Source organism: Agromyces sp. S2-1-8 (genome assembly GCF_021129215.1).
Lineage (GTDB): Bacteria > Actinomycetota > Actinomycetes > Actinomycetales > Microbacteriaceae > Agromyces > Agromyces chromiiresistens.
Map to the genome: position 1 here is coordinate 440,179 of NZ_JAJOLP010000001.1, position 13,199 is coordinate 453,377.

13 protein-coding genes are annotated in these 13,199 nt (G+C 70.6%); 7 read left to right on the plus strand and 6 right to left on the minus strand.

Features of this window, described 5'->3' with window-relative positions:
- Positions 1 to 21: 21 nt before the first annotated feature.
- Positions 22 to 1,539 (minus strand): peptide MFS transporter, encoded by a 1,518-nt coding sequence (locus LR269_RS01945; RefSeq protein ID WP_255679807.1) that lies wholly within the window; start codon positions 1,537 to 1,539, stop codon positions 22 to 24.
- 152 nt (positions 1,540 to 1,691) lie between these two features.
- On the opposite strand from LR269_RS01945, the gene LR269_RS01950 reads away from it, so the two are divergent.
- Both LR269_RS01950 and LR269_RS01955 read left to right on the plus strand, forming a co-directional pair.
- Positions 1,692 to 2,432, plus strand: a complete 741-nt coding sequence (locus LR269_RS01950) for a DUF4097 family beta strand repeat-containing protein (RefSeq protein ID WP_231429024.1) — start codon at positions 1,692 to 1,694, stop codon at positions 2,430 to 2,432.
- Between the two features lie 91 nt (positions 2,433 to 2,523).
- Positions 2,524 to 3,315, plus strand: a complete 792-nt coding sequence (locus tag LR269_RS01955) for a hypothetical protein (RefSeq protein WP_231429025.1) — start codon at positions 2,524 to 2,526, stop codon at positions 3,313 to 3,315.
- Between the two features lie 22 nt (positions 3,316 to 3,337).
- Here LR269_RS01955 and LR269_RS01960 read toward each other — a convergent pair whose 3' ends face one another.
- The 4 genes from LR269_RS01960 to LR269_RS01975 form a co-directional block, all read right to left on the minus strand.
- Positions 3,338 to 4,141 (minus strand): LLM class F420-dependent oxidoreductase, encoded by an 804-nt coding sequence (locus LR269_RS01960; RefSeq protein ID WP_231429026.1) that lies wholly within the window; start codon positions 4,139 to 4,141, stop codon positions 3,338 to 3,340.
- A gap of 36 nt (positions 4,142 to 4,177) precedes the next feature.
- The gene (locus tag LR269_RS01965; protein ID WP_231429027.1) at positions 4,178 to 6,109 is read right to left on the minus strand and encodes a clostripain-related cysteine peptidase; all 1,932 of its coding nucleotides are present in this window, start codon (positions 6,107 to 6,109) and stop codon (positions 4,178 to 4,180) included.
- Positions 6,110 to 6,204: 95 nt separating this feature from the next.
- Positions 6,205 to 7,584, minus strand: coding sequence for an APC family permease (locus tag LR269_RS01970; protein ID WP_231429028.1), 1,380 nt, complete (start codon positions 7,582 to 7,584; stop codon positions 6,205 to 6,207).
- Positions 7,585 to 7,610: 26 nt separating this feature from the next.
- Positions 7,611 to 9,281, minus strand: coding sequence for an amidohydrolase (locus LR269_RS01975; RefSeq protein ID WP_231429029.1), 1,671 nt, complete (start codon positions 9,279 to 9,281; stop codon positions 7,611 to 7,613).
- Positions 9,282 to 9,416: 135 nt separating this feature from the next.
- Here LR269_RS01975 and LR269_RS01980 point away from each other — a divergent pair, with 135 nt between their 5' ends.
- From LR269_RS01980 to LR269_RS01990, 3 genes are all read left to right on the plus strand, one after another.
- A complete protein-coding gene (locus LR269_RS01980) occupies positions 9,417 to 10,040 on the plus strand; it encodes a TetR/AcrR family transcriptional regulator C-terminal domain-containing protein (protein WP_231429030.1) in 624 nt (207 codons plus the stop codon).
- Positions 10,041 to 10,102: 62 nt separating this feature from the next.
- Positions 10,103 to 10,540 (plus strand): Lrp/AsnC family transcriptional regulator, encoded by a 438-nt coding sequence (locus LR269_RS01985; RefSeq protein ID WP_231429031.1) that lies wholly within the window; start codon positions 10,103 to 10,105, stop codon positions 10,538 to 10,540.
- Between the two features lie 24 nt (positions 10,541 to 10,564).
- On the plus strand, positions 10,565 to 10,939 hold the full coding sequence (locus LR269_RS01990; protein ID WP_231429032.1) for a GntR family transcriptional regulator: 375 nt from the start codon (positions 10,565 to 10,567) through the stop codon (positions 10,937 to 10,939).
- 124 nt (positions 10,940 to 11,063) lie between these two features.
- On the opposite strand, the gene LR269_RS01995 is transcribed toward LR269_RS01990, so the two are convergent.
- Positions 11,064 to 12,257, minus strand: coding sequence for a RimK family alpha-L-glutamate ligase (locus tag LR269_RS01995; protein WP_231429033.1), 1,194 nt, complete (start codon positions 12,255 to 12,257; stop codon positions 11,064 to 11,066).
- 18 nt (positions 12,258 to 12,275) lie between these two features.
- Between LR269_RS01995 and LR269_RS02000 the strand changes: the two genes are divergently transcribed.
- Positions 12,276 to 12,803 carry a RimK/LysX family protein gene (locus LR269_RS02000; RefSeq protein WP_231429034.1) on the plus strand — a complete coding sequence of 176 codons (528 nt, stop codon included), beginning with the start codon at positions 12,276 to 12,278 and terminating at the stop codon, positions 12,801 to 12,803.
- 57 nt (positions 12,804 to 12,860) lie between these two features.
- Positions 12,861 to 13,145: a hypothetical protein gene (locus LR269_RS02005; protein WP_231429035.1), complete on the plus strand. Its 285-nt coding sequence runs from the start codon at positions 12,861 to 12,863 to the stop codon at positions 13,143 to 13,145.
- Positions 13,146 to 13,199 lie beyond the last annotated feature (54 nt).

The following is a 13,199-nucleotide window of genomic DNA, read 5'->3' on the forward strand; positions in this document are numbered from 1 at the left end:
GTAACCGGTGCGGGCGACCCCTCACCGCACTCCGGCCATGAGCTTCAGCACCCCGCGGCTGCCGAGCGCGAGCGCGGCGCCGAGCACGATCGCGATGGCACCCAGGACACCGAAGTACGTCACCTGGTCGACGACCGTGTAGAACTCGGCGAGCAGGCCCGCGATCGACGTGCCGAGCGCGATCGACAGGAAGAACAGCGCCACCATCTGCGTGTGGAACCGCCGCGGTGCGAGCTTCGTCGTGACCGACAGCCCCACGGGCGAGAGCAGCAGCTCGGCGACCGTGAACACGAAGAGGATGAGCACCATCCAGAGCAGCGGGGTCGAGCCCTCGCCACCGCCCGCGAACGGCAGGAACAGCAGGAACGCGACGCCCATGATCATCGTGCCGAGCGCGAACTTGACGGGCGTCGACGGCTGCCGGTCGCCGAGCTTCGTCCAGATCGCGGCGAACACGCCCGACAGCACGATGATGAAGATCGGGTTGATCGACTGCACCCACGACACCGGCATCTCCCAGCCGAACAGGTCGCGGTTCAGCTGCTCGTCGGAGTAGATCGTGAGCACCGTGAACTGCTGCTGGTAGAGCGACCAGAACGCCACGCTCGCGATGAACAGCGGGATGAACGCGAACACCCGGCTGCGCTCGGTCGACGAGAGGTGCTTGCTCGCGATGATCACGATGAAGTACGCGACGGCCGCGGCGATCGTGCCGCCGATCACCCAGTTCACGAGGTTCGTCGCGGTCACGAGACCCGTGAGCACGAGCACGGCGACGAGGATGACGGCCGCCACGGCGATGCCGATCACGAGCCCGATGCGGTCGCGCGGCAGCGGGTTCGGCACCACGGATGCCTCGGCCGGCAGCTTCTTGCGGCCGAACGAGTACTGGATGAGGCCGAACGCCATGCCGGCCGCGGCGAGCCCGAAGCCCCAGTGGAAGCCGAGCGTGGTCTGCGCGAGCCCCGTGAGGATCGGCCCGAGGAACGCGCCGAGGTTGATGCCGAGGTAGAAGATCGAGAAGCCCGCGTCGCGACGCGGGTCGTGCTCCGAGTACAGCGTGCCGACGACGCTCGTGGCGTTCGCCTTCAGGCCGCCCGAGCCGAACGCCACGAGCACGAGCCCGACGCCGACCCCCCAGAAGCCCGGCAGGAACGCGAGGGCGAGGTGGCCGGCCATGATGACGCTCGCGCTGTAGAACAGCACCCGTTCGCTGCCGAGCAGCCGGTCGGCGATCCACGCGCCGAGGATCGTCGAGAGGTAGACCGTGCCGCCGTAGGCGCCGACGATGCCCGCCGCAGCGGTCTGGTCCATGCCGAGCCCGCCGTCGGCGACCGAGTAGTAGAGGTAGAGCAGCAGGATGCCCTGCATGCCGTAGAAGCTGAACCGCTCCCACATCTCCACGCCGAAGATGTGGATCAGCGGTCGCGGTTGCCCGAAGAATCCGTGGTCGCCCCGGGTATCGCGTTCGCCGCCGTCGGTCACACCCGGCTCAGGCGGTCCGTACTCCCCCGGGGCAGGTTCGGTGACACTGCCCATGCGGGTCACCCTACTCCCCACCCGTCGAGCGGGTTGAGGAGCGAGCGCAGCGAGCGTCACGAGACCCCCGGGGGTCCTCCCCCGTGCGACGTCGCCTTCAACGTGCCACCATCGAATGGGGGCGGGGAGACACCGTGCCCCGAGGAGAAGGCATGATGACGCGCACCACCCGGACCATCGCATCCGCCGTCGCGGTCGCGGCGACCGCACTCGTCGCCGGGTGCGCCTGGCTGGCGCCGGTCGAGCGGTTCAGCGACGACGCATCGTTCGACGAACCGGTGCGCGCGATCGTGATCGACGATCCCGACGGTGCGGTGAGCGTCGAGGGCGGGTCCGGTTCCGGACCCGTCACGGTCGAGCGCACGGTGTCGTACCGCGGCGAGCGCCCGACCCGCGAGACCGCCGAGGTGCGCGACGGCGTGCTCGTGCTCGGCGGCTGCGGGCGCAACTGCTCGGTCGACTACACGGTGTCGCTGCCGGCAGGCGTCGAGGTGCGCGGCTCGACGTCGAACGGGTCCATCGAGCTCACGGACGTGTCCGACGTCGACGTCGAGACGAACAACGGACGCATCGAGCTCGACGAGGTGTCGGGCACCGTCGCTGCGCGCACGAGCAACGGGCGCATCGAGGGTCGCGGCCTCGCCGGCGCCGGAATCCGCGCCGTGACCTCGAACGGGGCGATCGACCTGCAGCTCGAGACCGGGCAGGAGGTCGAGGCGCGCACGTCGAACGGGGCGATCGACCTCGCCGTGCCGACCGACGGGGCGACCTACCGGGTCGAGACCGACACCTCGAACGGTTCGGTCGACGTCGACATCGACGACCTCGCCGACGGCGAGTTCCTGCTCGACCTCTCGACGTCGAACGGGGCCATCCGCGTCGTCGGCCGGTGACGCGGCCCGCAGCGGCTGCCGCTTGCCACGGCGTGCAGCCTGCGGCATCCTGAGCAGACCCGGCGGCCTGCCGGCCGAACCCGGAGGTCGCGTGGACGGTTCCGAGCACGACGAACGGCGGCGACGCCTGCAGCGGATCGCCTACGGTGCGGATGCCTCGCCCGAAGAGCGGGCGGCCGCCGAGGCGGAGCTGCTCGAGCTCGCGGACGTCGCGGCGCAGGCGGGCGAGGCCGTTGCCGCTGCCGCCGGCGCCGATGCCGACGTCTCGCCGGGCGGCGTCGATCCCGACGCGCCGTCCGACGCGATCGACGCCGCCCCGTCACCACGCTCGACGCGGTCGACCGCGCGCTGGGCCGTCGTCGCCGGGGCCGCCGCCCTCGTCGCCGGCCTTGTCGGCGGTGCGAGCCTCGGCCCGCTGACCTCGGCGATGATCCCGGAAGAGCCTGTCTCGCCGGGCATCATCGACGCGGGCGATCCGCGCTCCGGCAGCGCACCCGACGCCGAGAGACCCATGATGATCGGAGCAGCCGAAGCCGCCACTGCCACGGAGGCCTACAGCATCATCCGGCGCGACCCGCAGCCGTCCGACGAACTGCCCGCCGATATCGTCTCGGGGTCCGAACTCGATGCCATGAGCAGCCGGCTGCTGGTCACCCGCTCGGACGGCGCCGCGGCGTATGCGGTGACGAAGGGCGCCGATCTCTGCCTCGTGATGGTCATGCCGAACGGCGGCGCCGGAACCACCTGCACCTCCGACGGCATGCTTCCGGCGACCGGCCTGCAGGTCACCGTCGGCTACGAGGACTACCCGCCGATCACCGCTTTCCTCAATCCCGACGGCACGGCCGGTTTCGGAGCGGTCGTGCGACCGGAAGCCGAGTAGGCCCGGCTCGACGCCATGCGTTTCAGCCGTTGCGGGCGTCTCGCCAGGCGAGCCAGCGCTTCACCGGCCCGAGGTCGTAGTCGGGGCCGTCGACCCCGATCGTGAACAGTCGCACGCCCTGCGCGTAGAGCGCGTCGGCGTGCTCGACATCGACCCCGTGACGGTCGAGCTCGTTCGAGACGGTGATCTCCGAGACATCCCGGCCGACCTCGTCGCCCCACCGACGCAGCACGTCGAGCTTGTGGGCGAGCTCGTCGGGCGCGACGAACGAGTGCCAGATGTCGGCGTGCTTCGCGACGAGCCGCAGCGTCTTCTGCTCGCCCTTGCCGCCGATCATCACGGGGATGCGCCGGGTCGGCGCCGGGTTGAGCTTCGCCCAGCGCGCCTCGATGCGCGGCAGCGCCCGCGCGAGGTCGTTCAGCCGTGACCCGCGGGTGCCGAACTCGTAGCCGTACTCGACGTAGTCGCGCTCGAACCAGCCGGCGCCCGTGCCGAACACGAAGCGGCCGACGCCCGTGCCCTTGGCCGAGATGTGGTCGAGGGTGCGGGCCATGTCGGCCTGCAGGTCGGCGTTGCGGTACGAGTTGCAGTTGACGAGCGTGCCGAACTCGATGCGCTCGGTCTGCTCGGCCCAGGCGCCGAGCATCGTCCACGCCTCGAAGTGCAGCCCGTCGCGATCGCCGTGCAACGGGAAGAAGTGGTCCCAGTTGAACACGAGGTCGGCACCGAGCTCTTCGAGGCGCAGCACGGCATCGCGGATCGCCGGGTAGCGGGCGTGCTGGGGCTGCAGCTGCACGCCGAGGCGCGCACGATCGTCGTAGGGCATGCGCCCAGCCTACGACTCGGGTTGCGGTTCAGCCGGTCAGGGGATGACCACCTCGACGCTCACCGTGTCGGCCTCCTGCCCGTAGTCCTGCACGTCGGCGTCGAGCACGAGGGTCGTGCCCGACTCGAGGTACTCGAGCGCGTACTCGATGGACGGCAGGTCGGCGGCGATGCCGTCGTCGTCGGTGCGCTGGTACTCCCACTCCTCGTCGCCCGTGAGCACGAGGGCGACGGGGTAGATCGTCGCCTCCGGGTCGGGCGTCATCGCACCGTAGGTGCCCGACTCGTCGACCACGTAGAAGTCCTCTTCGAGGACCGAGCCGTCGGCGTCGACGACGATCGAGAGCAGGGCATCCTGGTACTCGTCGTCGTCGGGCGCGACGTACTCGAGCGGCACGTCGATCGTGCGGTAGCCGGTCTCGTCGTCGGTCGTGATGTCCTGGTAGACGGCGATCTCGCCGTCGCCGTCGCTGAGCGTGAGGTAGGTCAGGTCGTACCGGGCCGACACCGACGCCTCGTCGTCGCCCGCCGTGAGCGCGGCCGGCATCTCGGCGAGGTAGACGAGGTCGTCCCCGTCGCGGTAGCCGACCGAGACGGTCGAGCTGATCACCGCCGCGGCCGATGCCGGCGGCAGGTAGGCCGTGAAGGCGACGCCGTCGTCGTCGAACGCCACCTCGGTCGCATCGTCGCCCGTCTCGAACCGCGCACGTACGTCGTCGGCGAGCCGGCTTCCGCTGTCGAAGAACGCCGACAGGGCGTCGGGCCACGCGGGCACGTCCCGCAGGGAGTAGTAGTCGTCCGAGAAGTACGCCTCGACCTCGGGGAAGTAGATGGAGAGGCCCGATGCCGAGTCGGTCGCCGGCCCGGTCGTCTCGTCGAGCACGAGCGCGTCGAGCGACTGCGCGACCGCCTCGGCCGCGGCGGCCACCTCGGGCCCGCCGGTCTCGGCGAGGCTCTGCACGTATCCGCCGAGGTCGATCTGGTTCGTGGCGAGCTCTGGGTCGGGGTTGCGGCCGAACTCGAGCACGTCGGTCTGCGCGGTCGCCATCTCCGGGCCGAGGCCGTCGGGATCGGCCTCGTAGACGTCGGCCAGTCCGGTGACGGCCTCCTGCACCCCGGCGACCTGGGCGAGGTCGAGCATCGCGAGCGTGATGTCGGCGCCCGTGCCCCATTCCTCCGCCTGTTCGGCGTAGCCCTCGATGAACGCCGAGCCGAGGTCGGTCGGGGTCGTGCCGGGGTCGTCGGCGAGCGTCGCGAGTTCCGTGTAGTTCCAGCCGTGGCCGGGCTCGAGCTCCTGCGATGCGACCATCACGCCGGCGTGCTCCGACATGACGCTCGCGACCTCGTACGTCGACATCAGGCACGCATCGAACCCGATGAAGTCGAGCGCGTCGATTCCGGCGCGGCCCAGTCCGTCGGTGAGGGCCGCGTTCATCTCGTCGAGGTCGAGCACGTCGTAGCCGTCGGTCTCGTCGGGCCCGATTCCCGGCCAGCCGGCGCCGTGGTCCCAGAGCACGAGGCCGTACTGGTCGGCCGGGAACCGCGTCGTCGTGTCGGCGATGAAGTCCGCGAGGGTCTCGGGGGCGCCCATGTTGAGCTCGCCGGGCTCGTCGATGATCGCGAGGTGATCCTGCTGCACCTGGAAGGAGACCGTGTCCTCCCAGTCGGCGAGGTCGACGGCCGGATCGGTCGTGTAGTCGGCGCTGCGGTCGACGAGCGCGACGATGTTCACCTCGTCGGTGGAGCCGACCGACGCCATCTCGGCGAGGTCGTCGAGCGCGTACGGCTCGAGGTTGGTGTCACCGATCATGTAGACCATGAACGTCCAGCTCTTGTGCTCGCCTTCGCCCTCGACGCCCGGCCCGGTCGCGACCGGCGTCGAGGACGACGAGTTGTAGAGCACCCCCACGAACATGACGAACACCGCGAAGATCGCCGCCAGAATTCCCCACCAGACTTTCGGCACCATGTCCCCCATCGTGGCGATGGCCGGGGGACGGCCTCAAGCGCGGCGCACGGGCGGGGCCGGATTTCACACAGATCGCACGACCCCGCCCGGCACGGCTACTCCTTCAGGTCGAGCATCGGGGTCGGCCGGCGGAAGCCCTTCGTGGCGATCGCGAGGATGACGACGCCGATGGCGAGCCACGAGAGGCCGATGATGAACGTGCGCGGCGACAGGTTCGTCCACAGCCAGACCGTGAGGCCGAAGCCGACGAGGGGCAGGATCAGGTTTCGCAGCACGGCGATGCCCGACCGCTCCTTGCGGTCGACGTAGTAGTGCTTGATGACCGCCAGGTTCACCACCGAGAACGCGATGAGCGCGCCGAAGCTGATCATCTCGCTGAGCAGCGTCAGGTCGAACACGATCGCGAGCAGCGACACCGCCGAGACGATGAGGATCGCCACGTGCGGGGTGCCGAAGCGCTTGTTCAGGTGCCCGAAGACCGACCGCGGCAGCACGCCGTCGCGGCCCATCGCGAAGAGGATGCGCGCGACCGACGCCTGCGAGGTCAGGGCGGAGCCGAAGGCGCCCGCGACGAACCCGGCGATGAAGAGCGGCGTCAGCCACTGGCCGCCGACCGCCTGCACGACGTCGAACGCCGCGGTGTCGGCCGAGCCGAACTCGTTCGACGGGAACCCGATCTGGGCGCAGTACGCGAGCACGATGAAGAGCAGGCCGGCACCGATGGTCGTGATCATGATGGCCCGGGGCACCGTGCGGGTCGAGTCCTTCGCCTCCTCCGAGAGGGTCGACACCGCGTCGAAGCCGAGGAACGACAGGCAGAGGATCGCCGCGCCCGCGAAGAGCGGTGCGAAGCCCTCGACCGTGCCGTCACCGGTGAACGGAGCCAGCAGGTCGACGTCGCTGCCGCCCACCGAGGCGAAGACCAGCGAGACGAACACGACGATGAAGATCACCTGCACGGCGATGATGACGAAGTTCGCGCGGGCGACCGAGACGATGCCGATGAGGTTCAGCACGGTGACGATCGCGATCGACAGCACGATCCAGACCCAGGGCGGAACGACGGGGAAGGCGGTGTTCAGGTACAACCCGAGCACCAGGTAGTTGATCATCGGCAGGAAGAGGTAGTCGAGCAGCAGCGCCCACCCGGCCATGAACCCGACGGCGCCGCCGAAGCTGCGCTGCGCGTACACGTACGCGGAGCCGGCGTACGGGTACGCGACCGCCATCCGCGCGTACGAGCGAGCGGTGAACACCATGACGACGAGGGTGATGATGTACGCCGCCGCCACCCGGCCGCCCGTGATCTGCGTCACGATGCCGTACGTGGTGAACACCGTGAGCGGCACCATGTAGGCCAGGCCGAACAGCGTGAGGGAGGGCACTCCGAGCACCCGCTTGAAGCGGCCCTCGGTGACCTGGGCGGTGGCCGACGTGGGTGAGATCAACGGCTCGGGGCCGGTCGACTGGGACATGGTGGGGGATCCTTTCGTGGGCGCCGCTACATTGCGGCGCGGTATCGGGGGCTTCCTGCGAGATAGGTGGCGCGGATGGGGAGGACGGGCAGTTCGCCCGGTTCGAGCTCGCGCGGGTCGCGCGCGAGCAGGACGAGGTCGGCGCTCGCACCGGGTTCGATGCGGCCCCACGGGGCGGATGCCGCGTCGCGGGCGTCGACGGCCGAGGCATCCCCGAACGCCTGGTAGGCGACCGAGGCCGAGTACGCGTCGAGCGCGCGGTCGACGGGGAGGATCTCGTCGGGGGTCCAGCCGCCGGCGGGAACGCCGTCGGCCGTCTGCCGGGAGGCCGCGATCGCGAGCCCGTCGAGCGGGGCGCCCGAGCTCACCGGCCAGTCGGAGCCGAACGAGAGCACCGCGCCCGACTCGTCGATCGAGTGCATCCGGTACTGGCGGTCGGCGCGCTCCCGACCGAGGCGGGGCACCGTGAGCACGGTCATGAGCGGGTCGAGCTGGGCCCAGAGCGGTTGCATGCAGGCGATGACGCCGAGCTCCGCGAAGCGGGCGAGGTCGGCGTCGTCGACGAGCTGGGCGTGGGCGATGACGGGGCGTCGGTCGCGCGGACCGTTGGCGTCGAGCGCCCGTTCGATGGCGTCGAGCGCCTGGCGCACGGCGGCGTCGCCGATGGCGTGGATGTGCACCTGGAACCCGGCCGCGTCGACCGCGCGGACGGCGTCGTCGAGATCGCGACCCTGCCAGACCGACATGCCGTGCTTGTGCAGTGCCGAGCAGTACGGCTCGATCAGCGCGCCCGTCTCCGACTCGATGACGCCGTCGGCGAAGAACTTGACCGTGTTCGCGGTGAGCAGCGGCGACCCGAGCGCCTCGACGCGGCGACGCGAGTCGAGCATGCGCGGCAACTGCACGGCGAAGCGGCGCGGGTCGGCGTAGAGCGCGAGGTTGAACCGCACGGGCAGCAACTCGTGCCGGGCGGCGTCGAGGTAGCTGTCGACGTCGCCGGGCTCGACCCAGGCGTCCTGCACCCAGGTGACCCCGTGCGAGAGGTAGTACTCCCCCGCGCGCTGCAGGGCGCGACGTCGCTCGTCGGCGGGCCGGGTCGGCGCGACGTCGAGCACGAGGTCGACGGCGCCCCACTCGCGCAGCGTGCCGAGCGGGCTGCCGTCGGCGCGGCGGGTGATCTCGCCGAGCACGGGTTCGGGGGTCGCGGCGTCGATGCCGGCGAGCTCGAGCGCCTTCGAGTTGACCCAGATGGTGTGGTAGTCGTAGGCCCGCAGCACGACGGGGCGATCGGCGACCGCCTCGTCGAGCCAGCGGGCGTCGAAGAGCCCCGCCTCGACGAGGGCCGGGTCGTACGAGGCGCCGAAGATCCAGGGCACGTCGGGGTGCGCGGCGGCGTACTCGCCGACGGCGGCCACGATCGCTTCGACCGAGCGGCAGTCGCGTACCGCCGGACCCTCGGCCTCGAGGCCGCCGAAGAGCGGATGCGCGTGGCCGTCGCCGAACGAGGGCATGAGGAACCCGCCGTCCAGGTCGACCCGCTCGAGATCGGCGGGCGAAGCGGCGACGACGGCCGCGGCCGCGGCATCCGCCTCGTCGTCGAGCGCGACGACGACGCCGTCGCGCGCGAGGAGCGAGCGCGACGTGGCCTCACCGGCCCCGCGCCAGATGGTTCCGCCGAAGAAATGGGTCGTGGTCAATGCACCGTTGCTTTCCGTGAGCCGCGTCCGCCCGCGTGTGCGGGCCGTACGAACATCGTTCATACGAACACTGTTCGTACCGAGTGCTGAGAGGTTACACTCTCCGCAGGGCGAACGGAAGATGCGGGGCGCAACATGTCGACGGTGAATCGCGAACAGCTCGTGCGCGTCGCGCTCGAGATCGTCGACGAGCAGGGCAGCGACGCGCTCACGATGCGCACCCTCGCGGGCCGCGTGCACCGCCAGGTCTCGTCGCTCTACAACCACGTCGGCAGCCGCGACGAGCTCATCGAACTGGTGCGCGCCCACATCGTGCGCGACATCGACACCTCGGCGTTCGGCGAGCACCCGTGGGACGTCGCCCTCGAGGCCTGGGCCCGCTCGTACCTGACCGCGTTCGCCGCGCACCCGAACCTCATCCGCGTGCTCGCGACGACGCCCATCCGCGACGTGTCGACGTTCGAGATCTACGACGTCGTCATCGGCGCGCTCATCGACGCCGGGTGGCCGATGCACCACGCGGTCGCCGTGATGCGCACGGTCGAGGCGCACGTGCTCGGCTCGGCGCTCGACATCGTCGCTCCGAGCGACATGCTCGACCAGGCTTCCGTGCCCGCCGAGCTCGAGATGGTGCACGCCGCCCTCGCGCCCGAGTACCAGGAGTCGACGAGCGCGATCGCCGCGTTCGAGATCGGCATGGCCGCACTGCTCGACGGGCTTCGCGCGCGGCGCGCGGCCGCGCTCACCCCGGTCGACTAGCGCAAGCACGATTCCGCCGCAATCCGGTGTCGTCGCGCAAAGAATCCGCGTACACTCCCACCATGGACAACCTCGATCGCGCGATCCTCGATCTGCTGCGGCAGAACTCCCGGGCGGGCTACGGCGACATCGGCTCGTCGGTCGGGCTCAGCGCCTCCGCGGTGAAGCGGCGCGTCGACCGACTCGTCGCCGACGGCGTGATCCGGTCGTTCACGATCCAGGTCGATCCCACCGTCGACGGCATGTCGACCGAGGCCTACGTCGAGCTGTTCTGCCGCGGCACCGTGGCGCCCGACGAGCTCAAGCGCATCCTGCAGGAGGTGCCCGAGGTCGTCTACGCCGGCACCGTCACGGGTTCGGCCGACGCGATCGTGCAGATCCGCGCGCGCGACATCGCCTCGCTCGAAGACGCGCTCGAGCGCGTGCGCATCGCCCCCAACGTCGACCACACCCGCAGCGCGATCGTGCTCTCGCGCCTCGTCAACCGCAACCGCGACTGACCCGCGGGCGACCTCGGCCACGACATGGATGCCTCGAGCCTGAGCATCTCGATCGATCAGCCCTCGTCCCTGCCGCCGTACGAGCAACTGCACGCGGCCGTCGTCGAGGCGGTGCGCACCGGCCGTGCGGCCCCCGGCACGAAGCTGCCGACCGTGCGCGCCCTCGCCGAGCAGCTCGGCCTCGCGGTGAACACCGTCGCGAAGGCGTACAAGGCGCTCGAGGCCGACGGCGTCGTCGAGGGCCGGGGCCGCAACGGCACCTTCGTCGCCGAGCACGGCGACCCGGCCGAACGAGCCCTGCAGGCCGCCGCCGCCGACTACGCCGCGCTCGCGAAGCGGCTCGGCGTCGAGGCATCCGCCGCCCGCTCGATCGTCGCCGCCGCACTCGACGCGGGCTGACCGCCCACGCCCAACACTCCGGCCCGCGGCGCAGCATGCGCGACTTCACGATGCGGGAAGACCCGTGGACAGCGCCGGGCGGAGGCTGGCGCGACGAGCGAAGGCGTGCCCTGCGCGGCGCGCGCTACTCGCTCTGCTGCAGCGGCTGCTTCGGGAGCTTGCGCACCTTCGCCCGGCGGCGCCGGCGCTCGGGGATCATCGACCGCATCTCCTCGAGCTTGCCGAAGCAGAGCAGCCGGTCGTCGGCCTCGAGCACGACGCCCTTGCGCGGGTTCGGGATGACGGTCGTGCCGCGGTGCAGCGTCAGCACGGTGATGTCGCGTTCCCACAGGCCCGATTCGCCGAGCGTCTTGCCGACGAGGTCGGCGTTGCCGTGCACGAGCAGCTCGGCGACGCCGTAACCGGTCGAGACGGTGAGTCGCTGGCGTACGTCGATCTCGGGGAACGCGACCTGGTTGGCGATGTAGTCGATGATCGCGCCCGCGACGTCGAGGTTCGTCGCCGTCTCGATGCCCTGCAGGCCCGGCGAGGAGTTGACCTCCATCACGAGGGGGCCCTCGTCGCCCTCGAGCATGTCGACGCCGGCGACCTTGAGCCCCATGATCTGCGCGGAGCGCACGGCCGCGAGCTCGTACTCGGGCGCGAGCTCGACGGGTTCGACGGTGCCGCCGCGGTGCACGTTCGAACGGAACTCGTCGCCCGCCGCCACGCGTCGCATCGCGGCGACCACGCGGTCGCCGACGACGAGGGCGCGGATGTCGCGGCCGCGGCTCTCGGCGATGAACTTCTGGATCAGCACGTTCTGCTTGGTCGAGTGCAGCGTCTCGATGATCGCCTCGGCGACCTTGACCTGCGGGGCGAGGATGACGCCGATGCCCTGCGTGCCCTCGAGCAGCTTGATGACGACCGGCGCACCGCCGACGCGCTCGATCGCGGGCCGCACGTCGGCCCGGTTGCGCACGAACGCGGTCGGCGGCAGGGCGATGTTGTGCCGCGAGAGGATCTGGTTCGCGCGCAGCTTGTCGCGGGCGTTCGAGATGCCGTTCGCCGTGTTCGGCGTGTACACGTCCATCTGCTCGAACTGGCGCACGACGGCCGTGCCGAAGTACGTGATCGAGTTGCCGATGCGCGGCAGGATCGCGTCGTAGTCGCTCAGCTGGCGCCCGCGGAACTGCAGGTCGGGCTCGGGCCCGGCGAGGTCGATCGCGAACCGCAGCGTGTTGAGCACCTTCACCTGGTGCCCGCGCTGCTGCGCGGCCGCGCGCAGCCGCTGGGTCGAGTACGCCTGCGGCGCGCGCGAGAGGATCGCGAGTTTCATGCGTGGTGCCCTGCCAAGATGGACGATGTGACTGAGACCTCCCATTCAAGCACCATCGCAGGATGGCGCGAATGGGTTTCGCTGCCCGCACTCGGGGTGCCCTGGATCAAGGCGAAGCTCGACACGGGCGCGCGGAGTTCGTCGCTGCACGCGTTCGACGTCGAGGAGCTGCCGTCGCCGTCGGCCGAGCCCGCCGAAGGGTCGGATGCCTCGGCCGACGCCCCGCTCGGACGCGTGCGCTTCGGCGTGCACCCGTGGCAGGAGAGCGAGGACGACGCGGTCGTCGTCGAACTGCCGGTGCACGATCGCCGCCAGGTGCGGAGCTCGTCGGGCCACTCGGAGGAGCGCATCGTCGTGCTCATGGACGTCGTGCTGCAGGGCCGCACCGTGACGGCCGAGGTCACGCTCACGAATCGCGACGAGATGGGCTTCCGCATGCTCATCGGCCGCGAGGCGCTGCGACAGGGCTTCGTCGTCGACTCGGCGCAGTCGTTCGTCGGCGGGCGCGCGCCCCGAGGCATCCGCCGCCGCAACCGCGGGCGCTGACTCGCCGTGAACGAGGGGGCGCGAACCGCCGCACTGCGCCGCGAGATGCTGCTCAGGATGAATCAGGGCTGGGATGTGGCCCGGCAATCGGCGTTCGAGCTGACGATGACCCATGTCGCCACCCCGCCCGGCTGGCGGATGCTCATCGAGCTGATCAATCCGCTCTACTGGCTGTCCGGAGTGCCGACGTACCGGCTGCATACGCGGACGCTGCACATCGAGATCGATGAACAGGGCGCGCTACACCGCCGAACCACCGGCGAGCTCCCGACGCACTGGTCGCGAGCGGAATGGGAGGTCGAGGACGGCTCGACTCCCGCACCGCGGCGATCGCTGCGGTGACTGAGTGCTTTCGAGGCCGCGGTGGTCGAAAGTTGCAGGATGAGCCGGCGAGCA